General features: G+C 64.6%; 17 protein-coding genes. 14 read left to right on the forward strand and 3 right to left on the reverse strand.

The features are described from left to right. On the forward strand, positions 1-392 hold a 392-nt coding region (locus ACE3S9_RS04585; protein ID WP_374545255.1), incomplete at its 5' end, for a thiamine pyrophosphate-dependent enzyme. 140 nt (positions 393-532) lie between these two features. Here the strand turns inward: ACE3S9_RS04585 and ACE3S9_RS04590 are convergent. Beyond that, positions 533-1,255 (reverse strand): pirin family protein, encoded by a 723-nt coding sequence (locus ACE3S9_RS04590; RefSeq protein WP_374545256.1) that lies wholly within the window; start codon positions 1,253-1,255, stop codon positions 533-535. Positions 1,256-1,285: 30 nt separating this feature from the next. After that, entirely contained in the window at positions 1,286-1,768 is a 483-nt protein-coding gene (locus ACE3S9_RS04595) for a DoxX family protein (protein WP_374545257.1), read from the reverse strand. A gap of 231 nt (positions 1,769-1,999) precedes the next feature. On the opposite strand from ACE3S9_RS04595, the gene ACE3S9_RS04600 reads away from it, so the two are divergent. Together ACE3S9_RS04600 and ACE3S9_RS04605 are read left to right on the forward strand one after the other, a co-directional pair. Continuing rightward, the gene (locus ACE3S9_RS04600; protein WP_374545258.1) at positions 2,000-2,623 is read left to right on the forward strand and encodes an FMN-dependent NADH-azoreductase; all 624 of its coding nucleotides are present in this window, start codon (positions 2,000-2,002) and stop codon (positions 2,621-2,623) included. 33 nt (positions 2,624-2,656) lie between these two features. Further along, complete coding sequence (locus ACE3S9_RS04605; protein ID WP_374545259.1) at positions 2,657-3,589, forward strand: glutathione S-transferase family protein; 933 nt, start codon at positions 2,657-2,659, stop codon at positions 3,587-3,589. Here the strand turns inward: ACE3S9_RS04605 and ACE3S9_RS04610 are convergent. Then, entirely contained in the window at positions 3,586-4,503 is a 918-nt protein-coding gene (locus ACE3S9_RS04610; protein WP_374545260.1) for a LysR family transcriptional regulator, read from the reverse strand. The genes ACE3S9_RS04605 and ACE3S9_RS04610 overlap by 4 nt on opposite strands. A gap of 515 nt (positions 4,504-5,018) precedes the next feature. Between ACE3S9_RS04610 and ACE3S9_RS04615 the strand changes: the two genes are divergently transcribed. The 11 genes from ACE3S9_RS04615 to ACE3S9_RS04665 all read left to right on the forward strand — a co-directional run. After that, the gene (locus ACE3S9_RS04615) at positions 5,019-6,515 is read left to right on the forward strand and encodes a Hint domain-containing protein (protein ID WP_374545261.1); all 1,497 of its coding nucleotides are present in this window, start codon (positions 5,019-5,021) and stop codon (positions 6,513-6,515) included. 344 nt (positions 6,516-6,859) lie between these two features. Continuing rightward, positions 6,860-7,264, forward strand: coding sequence for a DUF1398 family protein (locus tag ACE3S9_RS04620; protein WP_374545262.1), 405 nt, complete (start codon positions 6,860-6,862; stop codon positions 7,262-7,264). Positions 7,265-7,423: 159 nt separating this feature from the next. Further along, the gene (locus tag ACE3S9_RS04625) at positions 7,424-8,887 is read left to right on the forward strand and encodes an NF038122 family metalloprotease (RefSeq protein WP_374545263.1); all 1,464 of its coding nucleotides are present in this window, start codon (positions 7,424-7,426) and stop codon (positions 8,885-8,887) included. A gap of 322 nt (positions 8,888-9,209) precedes the next feature. Next, positions 9,210-10,322 carry an NADH:flavin oxidoreductase/NADH oxidase gene (locus tag ACE3S9_RS04630; protein ID WP_374545264.1) on the forward strand — a complete coding sequence of 371 codons (1,113 nt, stop codon included), beginning with the start codon at positions 9,210-9,212 and terminating at the stop codon, positions 10,320-10,322. A gap of 245 nt (positions 10,323-10,567) precedes the next feature. After that, positions 10,568-11,659, forward strand: coding sequence for an ABC transporter substrate-binding protein (locus ACE3S9_RS04635; RefSeq protein ID WP_374545265.1), 1,092 nt, complete (start codon positions 10,568-10,570; stop codon positions 11,657-11,659). A 7-nt stretch (positions 11,660-11,666) separates the two neighbouring features. Next, positions 11,667-12,689 carry an ABC transporter permease gene (locus ACE3S9_RS04640; protein WP_374545266.1) on the forward strand — a complete coding sequence of 341 codons (1,023 nt, stop codon included), beginning with the start codon at positions 11,667-11,669 and terminating at the stop codon, positions 12,687-12,689. After that, positions 12,683-13,474 carry an ABC transporter ATP-binding protein gene (locus ACE3S9_RS04645; protein ID WP_374545267.1) on the forward strand — a complete coding sequence of 264 codons (792 nt, stop codon included), beginning with the start codon at positions 12,683-12,685 and terminating at the stop codon, positions 13,472-13,474. Before ACE3S9_RS04640 ends, ACE3S9_RS04645 begins: the two co-directional genes overlap by 7 nt. A gap of 35 nt (positions 13,475-13,509) precedes the next feature. After that, positions 13,510-14,502, forward strand: a complete 993-nt coding sequence (locus ACE3S9_RS04650) for a CoA transferase subunit A (protein ID WP_374545268.1) — start codon at positions 13,510-13,512, stop codon at positions 14,500-14,502. Next, the gene (locus ACE3S9_RS04655) at positions 14,499-15,293 is read left to right on the forward strand and encodes a CoA-transferase subunit beta (protein WP_374545269.1); all 795 of its coding nucleotides are present in this window, start codon (positions 14,499-14,501) and stop codon (positions 15,291-15,293) included. Before ACE3S9_RS04650 ends, ACE3S9_RS04655 begins: the two co-directional genes overlap by 4 nt. Positions 15,294-15,321: 28 nt before the next feature. Then, entirely contained in the window at positions 15,322-16,107 is a 786-nt protein-coding gene (locus ACE3S9_RS04660; RefSeq protein ID WP_374545270.1) for an enoyl-CoA hydratase, read from the forward strand. Between the two features lies 1 nt (position 16,108). Then, on the forward strand, positions 16,109-16,984 hold an 876-nt coding region (locus tag ACE3S9_RS04665; RefSeq protein WP_374545271.1), incomplete at its 3' end, for a CoA-binding protein.

Consider the following 16,984-nt stretch of genomic DNA (forward strand, 5'->3'; position numbering starts at 1 on the left):
TCGCGGCGCCGGACCGTCGCGTGGTGCTGCTGACCGGCGACGGCGCGCATCAATTGACGGTTCAGGAAATCAGCCAGTTCGCGCGTTACGGCCTGAAGCCGATCGTCTTCGTGGTCAATAATTCCGGTTATCTGATCGAGCGGCTTTTGTGCCGCGAACCGGAGATCGCCTATAACGACATCGCGCCCTGGCGTTACGCGGAATTGCCGCACGCCTTGGGTTGCGACGGCTGGTTCACGGCGCGGGTCGAAACCTGCGCGGAATTCGATCAGGCGCTGGCTACGGCCGGACAGGCCGAAACCGGCGCCTATATCGAAATCGTCACCGACGCCTATGCGGCGTCGGCTTTGGCGGTCAAAATGCACGAGGCCTTTCGGGCGCTGTACAAGTAGTCTTTGTTTCCATGATCGCGACGAGTCGCGATCATGGAGGCTCCTCGCGTCAGCTTGGCCATAAGCCCGTCTTCAGACGGGCGTCTTCCGACGCCCTATGGCATTCGCTCCTAACCGGTTCTCATTCATGAGAACCGGTATTAGTCCATCGCCATGTCGAACAGCAGCGCCTCGGTCTCTTCCGTCGCGTTTAGGGTCAGCACCGCCGGCCCCAGCACGGAGACGCCGTCGCCGGTCTGGAGTGCTTCGCCATTCAGGCTGAGCGCGCCGCGGGCGGCATGGATCCAGGCCCCGCGTCCGGCCGCGATCTCGTGCGTCACGCTTTTGCCCGCAGAGAGCAGCGTGGCGTAGAGATCGACGTCGCGATGGATCGTGATCGCGCCGTCGCGTCCATCACGCGAGGCGACGAGGCGCAGCCGATCCCGCTTTTCGGCGTCGGAAAAGGCCTTTTGCGCATAGCCCGGCGCGAGGCCCTGCCGCTCCGGAATGATCCAGATCTGCAGGAAATGCACCGGCTCCTCGTCGGAAGCGTTATATTCGCTATGGCGAACGCCCGTGCCCGCCGTCATGCGCTGGACGTCGCCCGGACGGATCACCGAATGGGTGCCGAGCGTGTCGCGATGTTCGAGCGCGCCGTCCAGCACATAGGAGATGATCTCCATGTCCCGGTGCGGATGGGTCGGGAAGCCGCCCCCCCCGGCGACGCGGTCGTCGTTGATGACGCGCAGCGGGCCGAAGCCCATATGGCGCGGGTCGAAATATTCGCCGAAGGAAAAGGTGTGGCGGCTGTCGAGCCAGCCGAAATCGGCGCGGCCCCGTTCCTCGGCCCGTCTCACGGTGAGATTTTCAGCGGTCAAAGCCATTGGATCCTCCTGTGTTTGGGTTGCGAACGATCAGAATTCCCGGCCGATCAGGGCGTCGAGCGAATAGAAACCGCCGCCGCGAAGGACATAGCTGAGCGCGACGACGCCCCAGAGCAGCGGATATTCGAAGCCGCCCTCGGTCCAGAAGAAGCCGTTGCCCAAATGGACGCTGATGACGGCCACGCCCATCAGGCCTGCGACGAGCGCGGCGGCGGGGCGGGTTAGAAAGCCCAAAGCCAGCGACAGACCGCCAAAAAATTCGATCAGGCCGGCGACAAGCGCGAGCGACGGCGGCAGGCCGAGTTTCGTGGCGAAGAACTGGCCGGTGGCCTCAATCCCATAACCGCCGAACAGGCCGAACAGTTTTTGTGCGCCATGCGGCATCAGGAACAGACCGGCGGTTACGCGGACCAGCGGTTCGGCAAAGGGCGAAAGCGCGTCGGTGATCGGCGCCACGAAGGGAAGGATGCGGCGCGAAGATGAAGCGGGGGCGGCAGAAAGAGCGAGCGACATGGGTTTTCTCCGGTTTGGCGTCGGACGACCTCGTCCGCTGAACCGGAAGATGACGCTATGAGAGGTGAGAAACAATTGCGCAAAAATTGGCGAAACTGTTTCATAATTTCGAACAAATGCAACTCGCCATTGTCTCGTCATATGAGACAGTCATGTCAAAACTTCGGGAATTATCCCGACAGCGTGAAAGGCTTAGGGTTCAGGCCGTCAACGCTTTTCGGGAGTTTTCCAATGTCCAACATTCTCGCCATTCACAGCAGTCTTTCCGGCGCTCGTTCGGTTTCGGGCCGCCTGGTCGATGAAACCATCGCCGCTTTGCGTCAGGCCGAGCCGAACAGCCGGGTCGTCGTGCGCGATCTCGGCGCCGCCCCCGTTCCGCATCTCGACGGCGAGGCCATTTCCGGCATTCGCGGCGAGCCCGGCGACGAGGCGCAGGTCGCCGCCCGCGCGCTCTCGGAAGAACTGGTGAAAGAACTCAAGGCCGCCGACGTTCTGGTGATCGGCGCGCCGATGTATAATTTCGGCATTCCGTCCTCGCTCAAGGCCTGGTTCGATTACGTGCTCCATCCCGGCGTCACCTTCAACTATGGCGAGGGCGGTCCGAAGGGCCTGCTGACGGGCAAGCGCGCCATCGTTATTCTCAGCCGCGGCGGCTTCTTTTCGGATGGTCCGGCCAAAGCGATGGATTCGCAGGAGCCGCATCTGCGCACGCTGCTCTGGTTCATGGGCATCACCGACGTCACTTTCGTGCTGGCCGAACGTCTCGCTCTGGGCGAGCAGGCTTCCGCCGCGGCCTTGACCTCGGCGGCGAGCCAGATCGTGCAGGCGGTTGAAACGCTGAAGGCGGCGGCCTGAGCCGCCCCGCTAACCGGAAAGAGGGAGGAAGCGATGGGCTTGCTGGTGGAAGGACGCTGGCGCGACCAATGGTATGACACCGCCTCGACGGGCGGCGCCTTCCAGCGGCCGGCGACGCAGTTTCGCTCGAAAATCACGGCGGACGGCCCGTTCACGCCGGATCCCAGCCGCTATCATCTCTATGTGTCCTGGGCCTGTCCCTGGGCGCATCGCACGCTGATCTACCGCAAGCTCAAGGGGCTCGAAGATACGATCGGCGTGACCTATGTCGAGCCGCTGATGCTTGAAAACGGTTGGACCCTGGCTGAGGGCGCCGATCCGGTGAACGGCGCGCGTTTCCTGTGGCAGGTCTACGCCAAGGCCGAGCCGTCCTATACTGGCCGCGTGTCGGTCCCGGTGTTGTGGGACCGCGAGAAACAGACCATCGTCAATAATGAGTCCGCCGAGATCATTCGGATGCTGGACGCCTGGCCCGGCGCGCGCGGCCCGTTGCTGCAGCCGCCGGAACTGGCCGGCGAGATCGACGCGCTCAACGACATGATCTATCCCGCCATCAACAACGGGGTCTATCGCGCCGGCTTCGCCACCAGCCAGGCCGCCTATGAGGAAGCCTTCGATCAGCTTTTTTCGGCGCTCGACACGCTCGAGGAACGCCTGAAGAGCAGCGCCTTTCTGCTTGGCGACAGGCCGACCGAGGCAGACTGGCGGCTGTTCACGACCTTGATCCGCTTCGACGCGGTCTATGTCGGCCATTTCAAATGCAACCTGCGGCGCATCGCCGATTATCCCGAATTATGGGATTTTACGCGCGCGCTCTATCAGGCGACCGGAATCGCCGAGACGGTGCGGCTCGACCAGATCAAGACGCATTATTACGGCAGCCACCGGACGATCAATCCGACCGGGATCATTCCCAAAGGGCCGGATCTTGACTTGGCTGCGCCGACGCGGCGTCGCGCCGGCTAAAGCGGCAGGTCGCGGTCCCAATAAGGCTCCTTGCCGATCGCCTTGGCGAGGTGCTCAACAAAGCTGCGCACTTTCAGGACGTCCACACGGCCCGGCGGCATGACGGCAAATAGGGATGGTTCGACGGCGCTCCAGTCGCGCAGCAGGGGCCGCAGCGCGCCCGAACGCAGAGCCTCATGCGCGATGAAGGTCGGCGCGAGCATGATCCCCAATCCGTCGACCGCCGCCTGAACGAGCACGTCGCCATTATTGCTGTGCAGCCGGCCGCCGATGCGAATGTCGGCGTTCTGTCCGTCGCGGGTAAAACACCAGAGGTTCTGCCGCGCCAGATAATCGTAAACGAGGCAATCGTGGGTCGTCAGGTCCTGCGGACGGTCCGGCTCGCCCCGCCGTTCGAGATAGGCCGGCGCGGCGCAGATCACCATCCGGGCCGGCGCGAGGCGGCGCGCGGTGAGGCTGGAATCGCTCAAGTTTCGGATGCGGATCGCGACGTCATAGCCCTCATCGACCAGATTGACGACGCGATCGTCGAGCGTCAGCTCGACACTGACCTCGGGGCATTCCAGCAAAAAGGCGTCGACGATCCGGCCGAGATGCAGCACGCCGAACGACATGGGCGCGTTGACCCGCAACACGCCGCGCGGCACGGCCGCCGCCGAGCGAATGTCCTGCTCGGCGCTTTCGAGCAGGCCGAACATGGTCTCCGCCGTCGCCAGCAGGGTGCGGCCGGCCTCTGTCAGGCTCATGGAGCGGGTGGTGCGGTTGATGAGCTTGACGCCGAGTTCGGCTTCGAGATCGGCGACGCGCTTGCTGGCGTTGGCGCGGGAAATGCCGAGTTTGTCGGAGGCGCGCGCGAAATTGCCGAGCGTCGCTATGGTCACGAAGGTCCGCAGGGCGTCGAGGTCGCGTATCACATTGGCCTCCGCGGCGGACCGGAACGGGGATGGTTCTCTCAGGGTTAAACCGGCCGCCCGGCATCGGCAAGGCGACGCGCGGGAGGCAGGCGGAGCGGCGCAATTGGAACGTCGCTGACCGAACGGCGGAAAGCGCGCCTTAATGTAAAATTTCCGCCCGGAGAGTAATTGACCTTGCGGCATGATGAAGAATCACGTTCACATGCTTCTGATTCTGGCAGTCCGTCTGGCTGGAGATACAGCGCGAGGCGTATGACCGCGCGATAAGCGCGGTTCGACAAACCTAAGCGATTCGGCGAGGGCGAGCGGATTGGGAGTTTGCGATGGCGACGAAGACTTGGGTCGGCGGTACCGGAAACAATAAATGGTCGAACAAAAACAACTGGAATCCTGCATCCGCGCCTGGTTCGTCTGACGACATCTATATCAATTCGGGAACGAGCGCGCTGACGGTGGCGCTCGATACGAGTTCGAGCGTGAATTCCCTTCATGTCGGAGGTGGCTCCGGGGCCGCCGTGACGCTCGAAATCGACTCCGGCAATACGCTGACCACGACCGGCGCGATCACACTGGACGCCAGCAATAATGGCGCGGCGCCGTCGATCGACGGCGTGGGGCTGATCACAGCCGGCGGCGGCTTCGCCATTTCGGGTTCGGCCTCTCCACTCATCGCAGCGGGGACGTCCACGACGGCCGGAACGCTCGAACTTTCCGGGACGATTGACGGCAATATCACGCTGGGCTTCGCCAATGCGTCGGCGACGTTGAAACTCGATAGCACATCGACGCTCTACAAGCCGATTTCGTTCAGTTCCGCGACGCAGACTTTGGAAATCGGCGCCAGCGCCAACGTCAAGCTGAGCGCCTCCGGCGCTCAAACCCTCACGACCGGCACGATCCAGTTGGATGGCGGGACGTTGAACGCGGCGTCCGGGCTGACGCTCGGCGCGAGCGGAAAAGTCACGGGGCAGGGCACCCTGTCCTCGCCGTCGGTGATCGGCGGCACGGGCACGATAACGGCGACCGGCGGCGCGCTGACTGTGACCAGCGGGCTGGGGAGCACGGCCCTTGTTATTGGGGACGGCTACCAGCTTTACCTGACAGCCGCAAATTCGATCGGCTCATCCTCGGGCGCCTCGCCGACGTTGACCTTTCAGGGCGGCAACGGCGGTCTGTTCCAGGCGATCAATTCAGGTATTTACAATTTCTATCTGGGGACGATCAGCGGTTTTTCCGGGACTGACCTCATCAAGATCCAGGCCATCGGCGCTGGCGACAAGCTGACGTGGAATGGCGACAAGACGATCACGATCTCGAACGGGTCGTCGACGGAGATCTTCACCTTCGACTCCAGCGCGACGGCTAGTCAGGTCAAGCTGACACAGACGACCATTGGCGCCACGACGGTCGACGTTCTGAGCATCATCTGCTTCATGGCGGGCACGATGATTCGCACGCCGGAGGGCGAGGCTTCGATCGAAACCCTGAAACGCGGCGACCTCGTCCTGACGGTCGACGGCGCGGCCAAGCCCGTCGGCTGGATGGGCCGGCAGACGATTTCCGTTCGTTTCGCCGATCCCACACGCAGCTTCCCGATCCGGATCAGGGCCGGCGCGCTGGCCGACAATGTCCCGTCGCGCGACCTCCTTGTCTCTCCGGACCATGCTCTGCTGATCCACGGCGTCCTCGTCCATGCCGGCGCGCTCGTCAACGAGCTCTCGATCACGCGCGAGACCCAGGTTCCGGACAGCTTCGTCTATTATCATGTCGAGTTGGACGATCATTCCCTGATCCTGGCCGAAAACGTTCCGGCCGAGACCTTTGTCGACAATGTGGAGCGCCTGCATTTCGACAATTGGGGCGAACATGAAGCGCTCTATCCCGGCGGACGGGCGATTGCGGAAATGCCGTTTCCGCGCGTGCGGTCGCGGCGCCAGTTGCCGGAAGCGATCGCCAGCGCCCTGCTCGAACGCGCGCGGCTGATCGGTTTGGACCAGCGCGACGTCGCCTGACAGGCGATTTTTGGCGAGGATGACGGCGGCCCGGCGGGCCGCCGTTTCCTTTTGAGCGTTCGCGAATTGCCGCCGAATGGCGCATCGTCGCGATTTTTATTGACCAGGAAATTTTCCGCATATAGTTTCCTAGTCAATAAATTGGAGACGGTGCAGCGGACAGAAGGGCCGTTCGGTCTGGAGGGCAGTCTCAGCTACTCGATGCGGCTGGTCTCAAATCACGTTTCGAACGCCCCCGCGCGCAAGCCCGGGGGCGAGCGTCACACGCGCTCAATGGTCCTTCCGAGGGCGCGTTGCTGCGCCGAATGCGAAACAACCTGCATCCGATCGGAAAGGGAAACGCTATGGACGCCGAACAGCAAAACGTAGCCCGCGCCTGCATGGCCGCCGCCTATGACAGCTCGCTGGACTTTCCCTCCATCGTGGGCGCGCTGGCCAAAGCCGGCTTCGAGGGCTACGCGGTCGACTACCGGCGCGCGGCGCACATCTATTATCTGCCCGATGGCGACAGCATTGAAATAACGACGCCCCGATCCGGCGGCGCGGTCGCGGCGCGTTTCGACGCGGCGGCCGTCAAGGCGGCAATCGGCGAGGCGCAGGCCAATGCGCCCGGCTACAGCTATCGCGGCTTCTGCGAGAAGGTGAAGGCGGCGGGCTGCGCCGGCTATATCGTCTCTTTCCTCGGCCGGCGCGTGCTTTATTTCGGCCGCGCCGCCGAAACCCACGTCGAGTTCTTTCCCGAGGATTGATCCCCGGCGCGGCCGGCGGGATCGGGCCGAGTTGATTTCGGCGCCGCGATGGCGTCCTTATAGGCGTCTTGGCAAGACCGCGGCCCGTGGCGCGTGTCCGGGAGGCGCGATGTTCGCGCGGCGGGCTCCGCGTCAATTGTTGAAAATGGACCCTTTTGCATGGGCTTTATAATCGATATTGCAAATAACATTAGTGCGTTGCCCAGTGGATATCAGGCAGCGATCAATACGGCCATTAATTTCTTCGAGACCAATATTACGAATAATCTGACGCTTCATCTGACATTTGATTGGGGCGCGCTCTCAGCGGGAGAAGTGGGTCAAAACAGCACCTATTATTTCGGTTACAACTATTCCCAGGTCTATGATGCGCTGCAGCGCGTCGCCGCCGCCCCCGGCGCGTCCGCGGTCCAGCAGGCCTCCGCCAATCTGCTCAAGACGAATTACCCGACCGATCCGACCAATGGCGGTCAGTTCCTGATCTCCTCGGCCGACGCCCGGGCGCTCGGCCTGATGTCGAACGAGCTGCCGTCGGATTCCACCATCACGCTCAATATGAATGACGCTTTCACCTGGTCGCAGTCCGGCGACATCGCGGCGCAAACCTATGACGCCGTCGCGGTGATCGAGCATGAGATTTCGGAGGCGATGGGCCGCGCCGCCTTTCTTGGCGCGCTCAAGCCCGATCTGCTCAACACCGCCGGCGGCAAACTGCCGTCCTATAACATTCTCGACATGTTTCATTATGCGGCGGCCGGCAACGCCAGCAACGCCGCCTATGGCGCCGCGACCGGCGCGCTCGAAGAGCCTTTCGTCGCCGGCTATAACGCCAACGTCCAGACCTATTTCTCCTACAATGGGGCGACCGTCACGCTGCCGTTCGGGTCGCCGTCGGCGGTCGCCGCGGGCTATGACGCGGGCGACTGGAACAGTACGGTGGTCGGCGACGCGTTCGGATATGCGAATGCCGGCGTGATGGGCGTCGTCTCGCCGACCGATCTGCAGACGCTCAATATTCTGGGCTATTCGGAGCCGGCCTGTTTTTGCGCCGGAACCCGGATCGCCGTCCCGCATGGCGAGATCGCGGTGGAGAACCTGCAGCGCGGCGATCTGGCGCTGACCCATGATGGGCGTGCGGTTCCGGTGTGCTGGGTCGGCGTGCGCAAGGTCGCGCGGCGCTTCATCGATCCGCTGCGCGCCATGCCGATCCGCGTGCGGGCGGGCGCCTTGGCCGACCACGCGCCGCGCCGCGACCTGCTGCTTTCGCCCGATCACGCGCTCTTCGTCGCGGGCGTTCTCGTCCACGCGAGCGCGCTGGTCAACGGAACGTCGATCGTCCGCGAGACGATGACGCCGGAGGTCTTCGTCTATTATCATGTCGAAACCGAGGATCATGCGCTGATCCTGGCCGAGAACACGCCGGCCGAGACTTTCGTGGACAATGTCGAGCGCATGAAATTCGACAATTGGGCGGAGCATCAGGCGCTTTATCCAGACGGGCGTCCGGTGCCGGAAATGTCCTATCCGCGCGCCAAGGCGCGGCGCCAGGTGCCGGCGGCGATTCGCGCCGCGCTCGACCGCCGCGCGCGCCTGATCGGCGCCGCCAAGACCGAGGTGGCCTGAGGCGCTTCGGCCGCCGTGGCTGACGAATTCCTGGAACGCCTTGTCTTCGTGCTGGCGCCGCGCCGCCTTGTTCTTTTTCAAGCTTTATCTTGCGTGGGGTCGTTCGCGCGGCCGCGTCAAGGGCTGGTCCCGCTATTCACAGCATTTGCCGCGAAAAGCCGGCCCCGGCGGTGGGCGGCCGGCGCGAGCGGCCGAGGCGCGCCCGGTTTACGCGACGCGAAGCGTGAACCATAGTGCGCCGCGCGCTGTCGCGAGATCGTTCCGCGCCGGAGCGGACGACCGGTTTCGTCGCGGCGCGAAAAGTCACGGCCGAGGTGATGTCATGGCGCAATCCAGGCTTTTTTCTCCCTTCCAGGTCGGCGGCCTGAAACTCGACAACCGCATCGTGATCGCGCCGATGTGCCAATATTCCGCCGCCGACGGCTGCATGACGGATTGGCACCAGCATCATTACGGCCAGCTCGCCTTGTCCGGCGCCGGCCTGCTGACCATCGAGGCGACCGCTGTGGCGCCGGAAGGCCGCATCACCTTTCGCGACGTCGGCCTCTATTCCGACGCCAATGAAGTCGCCATGGCCTCGGTGCTCGACAGCATCCGGCAGTGGTCCTCCATCCCCATCGCGGTCCAGCTCGCCCATGCCGGCCGCAAGGCCTCGTGCGACCTGCCCTGGAAGGGCGGCGCGCAGATCGCGCCGGAATCGCCACAGGGCTGGCGCACGGTCGCGCCCTCCGCGTTTGGCTTCGCGGCGGCCGACGCGGCGCCGGCCGCTCTGGACCGCCAGGACATGACCCGCGTTCTCGACGCTTTTGTCGCCGCCGCGCGCCGCGCGGCGCGGCTGGGCGTCGACGCCGTGCAATTGCATGGCGCGCATGGCTATCTGCTGCATCAATTCCTGTCGCCGCTATCCAACCAACGCGACGATTGCTATGGCGGCGCGCTGGAAAATCGCATGCGCTTTCCGCTGGAGGTGTTCGACGCCGTCCGCGCCGCCTTCCCGGCCGACCGCGCGGTGACCATGCGCGTGTCCGGCACGGACTGGATCGAGGGCGGCTGGACCATCGAGGAGACCTGCGTCTTCGCGAAGGAGCTGGAGAAGCGCGGCTGCGGCGCCATCCATGTGTCGAGCGGCGGCCTGCTGCCGGCCAATATTCCCGTCGGCCCGGATTATCAGGTTCCGCTCGCGCGGCAGGTCAAGGCGGCGGTCGCCATGCCGGTCGTTGCGGTCGGCCTCATCACCGAATTCGATCAGGCCGAGGCGATCCTCGCCGCCGGCGACGCCGATCTGATCGCGCTCGCCCGCGCCATGCTCTACAACCCGCGCTGGCCCTGGCACGCCGCCGCCCATTTCGGCGATCGCGTGCGCGTCCCGAGCCAATATCTCCGCAGCCAGCCGCATCAGTTCAAGGATCTGTTCGTGGCAGACCGCGCCGGCTAAGGCGAATCATCCAACAGCTCCGTCCTTAGCGGGATAGCGTCGGCGCGAGCCCAGCTATGCGTTGGGCCAAGGGCTGCCTTGCGAAAAACATATTGTCTATAAAAATAATGGATATTATCATCAATTAGATGGCCGCCGTCTTTACGCGCGGCGCGCGGACGTCTGTCGCGAAGGCAAGGCGAGTGGAGTCCGTTGCTTTTCCCGCAAGGGCCGGCGGCTCGCGTCGCCGCCAAAAGGATAGTCTCATGACCGATCGCAAAAACACCGAAGCCGGATCGCGCCGCTCGTTTCTGCTCGCAGCCGCGAGCGTCGGCGCCGCCGCGCCGCTGGGCCTGGTCGCCTCCAAAGTGTTCGCGACGCCGAAAATCATCGTTCCCGGCCTCGACAATCCGCCGATCTGCCGCACGGCGGCGGGTGACGCCGCCGCGGCGGCCGGCCCGCTGAAAAAGGTCACCTTCGCCTGGAATTCCGGCGCGCCCTGTCTCGTCGGCGTCACGGTGGCCAAGGAGAAGGGCTTTTTCGCCCAGAATGGCCTCGACGTCGAATTGATCAATTACGCCGGATCGACCGACCAATTGCTCGAAACGCTCGCCACTGGCAAGGCCGATGCGGCGGGAGGCATGGCCTTGCGCTGGCTCAAGCCGATGGAGCAGGGCTTCGACGTCAAGATCATCGCCAGCACCCATGGCGGCTGCCTGCGCCTGCTGGCGCCGACCAATTCCGACATCAAGACGCTGAAGGATCTCAAGGGCAAGACCATCGCGGTCAGCGACATGAATTCGCCGGGCAAGAATTTCTTCTCGATCCGGCTGAAGAAGGCCGGCCTCGATCCGAACACGGATGTCGAGTTCAAGCAGTTCCCGGCCCCGCTGCTGCGCGTTTCGGTGGAAAAGGGCGAGGCCCATGCGCTGGCCGACCAGGATCCGCTGACCTTCCTGTACCAGAAGGACGGCGCCTTCCGCGAAGTGTCCAGCAATCTTGCCGACGAATACGCCAACCGCGCCTGCTGCATCGTCGGCGTGCGCGGCAGCCTGATCCGCGACGACAAGCCGACCGCCGCGGCCATCGCGCGCGCCTTGCTGCAGGCGGCGGAATTCGTGGCCAATCATCCCGAGGAAGCCGCCGCGACTTATGCGCCCTATGGGCCGGGCAAGGTCGAACTCGCCGATCTGGTGGCGCTGGCCAAATATCATACCCATCATCATCATCCCGTCGGCGCCGATCTGAAGAAGGAGCTGGCGGAATATGCCGAGGAGCTGAAGCTGATTTCGATCTTCAAGCCGTCGACCGATCCGACCAAATTTGCCGAGCGCATCTACGCCGACGTGCTGAGCTGAGATCGTCATGTCGGTTGCTTCCCTCGACGCCGCGGGCGGCGGAGCGCGCGAAGCCGCGTCCGGCGCCCGGATTTCGCGCGCAGCGCTCGGCCAGGGCGCGCTTGCCGGCGCGGCCGGCGCGGCCTGGCTGGGTTTCGCCGTCCTGACTCTGCGCTGGCCAGATGTCGGCGAATGGGGCCGGGGCCCGGAACTGGCATGGGCGGCCGCGGCTTTCGGCGCGGCGCTGGTCGCCGCCGGCCTATTCGGTTTTCTCGCGCCGGCCGTCGCGAAACGCCTGCGGCGCTCGACACCCTGGTTCCTCGCTCTTGGCCTGTTCTTTACGCTCTGGCAGGCGACCACCGCGAAATGGGCGGTGCTGCCGCAGCCCTTCTTTCCGCCGCCGCACGCCTTGCTCGAAGTCTTCCTCGATGACTGGCCCAAGCTCGGCGAGGGCGTGGTGGCCTCGATCAAGCTGGAATTGCTCGGCTTCCTCGCCGGGGCGGGTGCCGGCTTCACCATTGGCGTGCTGCTCGGCGTCTCGAAGGGCTTCGGCTATTGGGCCCATCCGCTGATGCGCCTGATCGGGCCGCTGCCGTCGATCGCCTGGCTGCCGATCGCCTTTTTCGCCTTTCCGTCGAGCTGGAGCGCGTCGATCTTCCTGATCGGGCTCACCACGGCCTTTCCGGTGGCGATCCTGACCTGGTCCGGCGTCGCGGGCGTCAATCCGGCTTATTACGACGTGGCGCGCACGCTCGGCGCCAGCCGCGCCTTCCTGATCTTCAAGGTGGCGATCCCCGCCGCGCTGCCCCATGTCTTCGTCGGCCTGTTCATGGGCCTCGGCGCGTCATTCGCGGTGCTGGTCACGGCGGAAATGATGGGCGTCAAGGCCGGCCTCGGCTTCTATCTGCAATGGGCGCAGGGCTGGGCGGCCTATGCCAATATGTATGCGGCGCTGCTGGTCATGTCGCTGATGTGCTCCGGTTTCGTCACTATCCTGTTCCGGCTGCGCGACCGCTTGCTCTCCTATCAGAAGGGCGACGTGCAATGGTAAGCGCCGCACTGCAAGCCACTCCCGCCCCGGCGGGCGTGGACATCGCCATCGAGGATGTGTCGCATCGCTTCGATCTCGAAGGCGCGCCGCTGCCGGTGCTCGATCACGTCAGCCTGACGGCGGGGCGCGGCGAATTCGTCGCGCTGCTCGGGCCGTCGGGCTGCGGCAAATCCACCTTGCTGCGGCTGGTCGCCGGGCTGGAGCCGCCAAGCGATGGCGAGGTCCTGGCCGATGGCCGCCGCATTACCGGGCCCGATCCGTCTCGCGTGGTGGTGTTCCAGGATCCGACTTTGTTCCCCTGGCGCAATGTCCGCGACAATGTCGCTCTGGGCCCGGAGGCGCAGGGCCTGTTGAAGACGCGCGGCGCGCGGATCGACGAAACCTTGCGGCTGGTCGGGTTGGACGGCTTCGCCAAGGCTTTTCCGCATCAATTGTCGGGCGGCATGGCGCAGCGCGTCGCTTTGGCGCGGGCTTTGGTCAATGAGCCCGACCTGCTCATTCTGGACGAGCCGCTCGGCAAACTCGATTCGTTGACGCGGCTCTCGATGCAGGGCGAGATCGTCAACCTGTGGCGCCGCGCGGGCTTCACCGTCCTGCTCGTCACCCATGACGTCGAGGAAGCCTTGCTGATGGCGACGCGGGTCATCGTGTTCAGCCCGCGCCCGGCCTCGATCAAGGCTGACATCGCCATCGACAAGCCCTATCCTCGCCATCGCGACGACCCGGACCTCGTGGCCCGCCGTCGCGAGATCCTGACCCTGCTTGGCCTCGACGCCTCCTGGTAGGCGTTTCCCGGTAGGCCGGCCCAAGGACGATTCCGATGACCAGCAAATTGATTTCGCTCGGCGAAGCGGCCCGCCGCTTCGCCTGGGACGGCATGCAATATGCGAGCGGCGCCGCTTTGCCGGTGGGCTCCGACGCCATCGTGTTCGGCCGCGAATTGCTGCGGCAGAAGCGCAAGGATCTGCACGCCGTTTTCCATTGCAACAGCCAGCAGCTCAACCTGCTCGCCGCCGCCGGCGCCGTGAGCAAGGCCGAATGCGGCTTTTCCGCGCTGGAAGTGTTCGGCTTCGCCAATGGCCTGCGCCGCGCGGTGGAGAGCGGCCGGCTGGCGCTGGAGGATTATTCCAATCTCGCCATGGCGCAGCGTTTTCTTGGCGGCGCGCTGAACTGGCCCTTCGTGCCGGCCACGGTGAATATCGGCTCGGACATGCAATATCGCAGCGCCTTCGCGCCGGACGATTTTCCCGCCCGCGCGAAAATCCCCGAAGTGGTCGATCCCTTCACCGGACGGACCATCGGCGCTTTCAGCCCGCTCAAGCCCGATCTCGCCGCGATCCATGTGACCTTGGCCGATCCTTTGGGCAACGCCATTCTGATCGGCACGGAATGGAGCCGCTATGAATTGTCGCGCGCGGCGAAAAAGGTCGTGCTGATCGCCGACGCCATCGCGGACACCGCCTGTATGCGGCAATTTCCCAATCTGGTCCGTATTCCCGACGTCATTGTCGAGGCTGTCGTCCATTGGCCGTTCGCCGCCTGGCCGCAAGGCTCGCCTGGCGTCTATGACATTGACGAGGACCATATGGTCTTCATGAACAAGGCCCTCGCCACCGAGGAGGGGACGCAGGCCTATCTCCGCGATTTCGTCGAGAGCTATGATGGCGTGGAGTCCTATCTCGACCTGATCGGACGCGACAAGGTCAAAGCCCTGTCAGAGAGCAGCACCAGCTTCCTGCTCGATCCCTATCGCCGCTGGATCCTGCCGCCGGACGAGGTCGCGAGCCTCGCGCAAACGGAGATCGCGGCATGAGCGCGGCCCTCGACTATACCCGCCAGGAAATGATGGCGATCGCCACCGGCCGCGAGATTCGCGACGGCGAATTGGCGATTTTCGGCGTCGGCCTCTCCATGCTCGCCGGCTTTTTCGCCCAGGCCAACCACGCGCCCAATCTGCGCAGCATGACGGAAGGCGGCGTCTATGGCGCGACGCCGGTCGGCGGTCTGCCCTGGGGCATCGAATGCAACCGCATTTCCTCCAATGCGACCAGTTTCACTTCGGCGCTCGACGCGCTTGGCTTTCTGGTCGCCTCGGGCCGATGCGATGTCGGCGTGATCGGCGCGGCGCAGGTCGACAAATATGGCAATGTCAACACGACCGGCATCTGGGACGGCGAGATCGGCCCGCATTACCGCCCGCCGAAAACCCGCCTGCCGGGGGCCGGCGGCGCCAATGACATCGCCTGCGGCGCCAAGCGGTTCATCATCATGGCGGCGCATGAGCCGAAACGCTTCGCCGAAAAAGTGACCTATATTTCCTCGCCCGGCTATCTCGACGGCGGCGACGCCCGCGCGCGTCACGGCTTTATCGGCGGCGGCCCCTCGGCGATCGTCACCACGCTCGGCGTGCTGCGTCCCGACCCGGAGACGAAGGAATTCCTGCTCGACGGCTGGTTCGCTTTTTCCAGCGTCGAGGAGATCAAGGCCAATACCGGCTGGGACCTGAAACTGGCCCCCGGCGCGCGGGTCATCCCCGAACCGAGCGCGGAAGAATTGGCCAATTTGCGCAAAGTCGATCAGACTGGGGCGTTGCGCAAGAAATAGCACGCCCCGCTACAGCATGGAGACGGACATGACCGAGGAGCCCTTCCTCATCCGCGCCGACGACGAGGGCGTCGTTACGCTTATTCTCAACCGGCCGAAATCGCGCAACGGCCTTTCGCTCGATATGTTGCGCGCTTTGCGCGCCGCGCTCGCCGAGATCGAGGCGGACGCCAATGCGCGCGTCGTGATTCTCGCCGGCGGCGGTCCGGCCTTCTGCGCCGGCCACGACCTGAAGGAATTGCGCGGCCGCAATTACGATCCGTCCTATGTGGACGAACTGTTCGCGCTTTGCGCCGAGGTCATGCAGGCCATAGTGACTTTGTCCAAGCCGGTGATCGCGCGGGTTCATGGCGTCGCGACCGCGGCGGGCGCGCAGCTTGTCGCCAGCGCCGATCTCGCCTTCGCCGCCGCCGACGCCCGCTTCGCCACGCCGGGCGTCAATATCGGCCTGTTCTGCTCGACGCCGATGGTGGCTTTGTCGCGCAATGTCGCGCCGAAACACGCCATGCAGATGCTGCTGTCCGGCGATCTGATCGACGCCCCGGCCGCCTTGCGCTTCGGGCTGGTCAATGAACTGGTTCCGGCCGAGGCGCTGGAGGCGCACACCCTGGCTTTCGCGAAAAAGATCGCCTCGAAATCGCCGCTGACGCTGGCCATCGGCAAGAAGGCGTTTTATCGCCAGGCCGAACTGCCGCTCGCCGAGGCCTATGCCTATACCCGCGAGGTGATGGCCGAAAATCTCAAGGCGCAGGACGCGCGCGAGGGCATAGGCGCCTTCCTCGACAAGCGCGCCCCGGTCTGGACCGGCCGCTGAAATGTCCGATCTGGTTTACCCGGACGCCCTGGTCGCCCGAATCCTGCGTTCGGTGAAGGTCATCGCCATGGTCGGCGCCAGCACCAACTGGAACCGGCCCAGCTATTTCGTCATGAAATATCTGCAGGGCAAGGGCTATCGGGTGATCCCGGTGAATCCCGGGGCGGCCGGGCAGGTCCTGCTCGGCGAGAGGGTTCGCGCCAGCCTGTCCGAGATCGGCGAGCCGGTCGACATGGTCGATATTTTCCGCCGCTCGGACTCGGTCGGGCCGGTTGTCGACGAGGCTGTCGCCATCGGCGCCAAGGTCGTCTGGATGCAATTGGGCGTCCGCAATGACGAGGCCGCCGCCAAGGCGCAGGCGGCGGGGCTCGCGGTCATCATGGACCGCTGCCCCAAGATCGAATTCGGCCGGCTCGGCGGCGAATTGTCATGGTCCGGCGTCGATTCCGGCATTGTCTCGGCGAAACGTCGGCAGGCGCCGAAACCGGCTGTCGAAAAGCCCTCGCGCGCGCCGGAGCCGACGCGGCAGGAATTCGGCTTCGAGACGCGCGCCATCCACGCCGGCGCGGCGCCCGATCCGACGACCGGCGCGCGGATCACGCCGATCTACCAGACCGCCTCCTATGTGTTCGAGGACGCCGAACAGGCCGCCGCGCTGTTCAACATGCACAGTTTCGGCCATGTCTATAGCCGGCTGTCCAATCCGACCGTCTCGGTGCTGGAGGAGCGCGTCGCCAATCTCGAAGGCGGCCGCGCGGCGGTGGCGGCGGCCTCGGGCCATGCCGCGCAATTCCTGACCTTCTTCACTTTGCTGGAGCCGGGCGACGAATTCATCGCCTCGCGCAATCTCTATGGCGGCTCGCTCACCCAATTCGGC

This window comes from Rhodoblastus sp. (genome assembly GCF_041915505.1).
Taxonomy (GTDB): domain Bacteria; phylum Pseudomonadota; class Alphaproteobacteria; order Rhizobiales; family Beijerinckiaceae; genus Rhodoblastus.

Coding starts and splice junctions, on each gene's coding strand:
- ACE3S9_RS04660 (WP_374545270.1), top strand. CDS start 15,322: ATGACCGAGGAGCCCTTCCTCATCCGCGCCGACGACGAGGGCGTCGTT.
- ACE3S9_RS04605 (WP_374545259.1), top strand. CDS start 2,657: ATGGGCTTGCTGGTGGAAGGACGCTGGCGCGACCAATGGTATGACACC.
- ACE3S9_RS04625 (WP_374545263.1), top strand. CDS start 7,424: ATGGGCTTTATAATCGATATTGCAAATAACATTAGTGCGTTGCCCAGT.
- ACE3S9_RS04635 (WP_374545265.1), top strand. CDS start 10,568: ATGACCGATCGCAAAAACACCGAAGCCGGATCGCGCCGCTCGTTTCTG.
- ACE3S9_RS04640 (WP_374545266.1), top strand. CDS start 11,667: ATGTCGGTTGCTTCCCTCGACGCCGCGGGCGGCGGAGCGCGCGAAGCC.
- ACE3S9_RS04620 (WP_374545262.1), top strand. CDS start 6,860: ATGGACGCCGAACAGCAAAACGTAGCCCGCGCCTGCATGGCCGCCGCC.
- ACE3S9_RS04595 (WP_374545257.1), bottom strand. CDS start 1,768: ATGTCGCTCGCTCTTTCTGCCGCCCCCGCTTCATCTTCGCGCCGCATC.
- ACE3S9_RS04655 (WP_374545269.1), top strand. CDS start 14,499: ATGAGCGCGGCCCTCGACTATACCCGCCAGGAAATGATGGCGATCGCC.
- ACE3S9_RS04590 (WP_374545256.1), bottom strand. CDS start 1,255: ATGGCTTTGACCGCTGAAAATCTCACCGTGAGACGGGCCGAGGAACGG.
- ACE3S9_RS04600 (WP_374545258.1), top strand. CDS start 2,000: ATGTCCAACATTCTCGCCATTCACAGCAGTCTTTCCGGCGCTCGTTCG.
- ACE3S9_RS04630 (WP_374545264.1), top strand. CDS start 9,210: ATGGCGCAATCCAGGCTTTTTTCTCCCTTCCAGGTCGGCGGCCTGAAA.
- ACE3S9_RS04645 (WP_374545267.1), top strand. CDS start 12,683: ATGGTAAGCGCCGCACTGCAAGCCACTCCCGCCCCGGCGGGCGTGGAC.
- ACE3S9_RS04650 (WP_374545268.1), top strand. CDS start 13,510: ATGACCAGCAAATTGATTTCGCTCGGCGAAGCGGCCCGCCGCTTCGCC.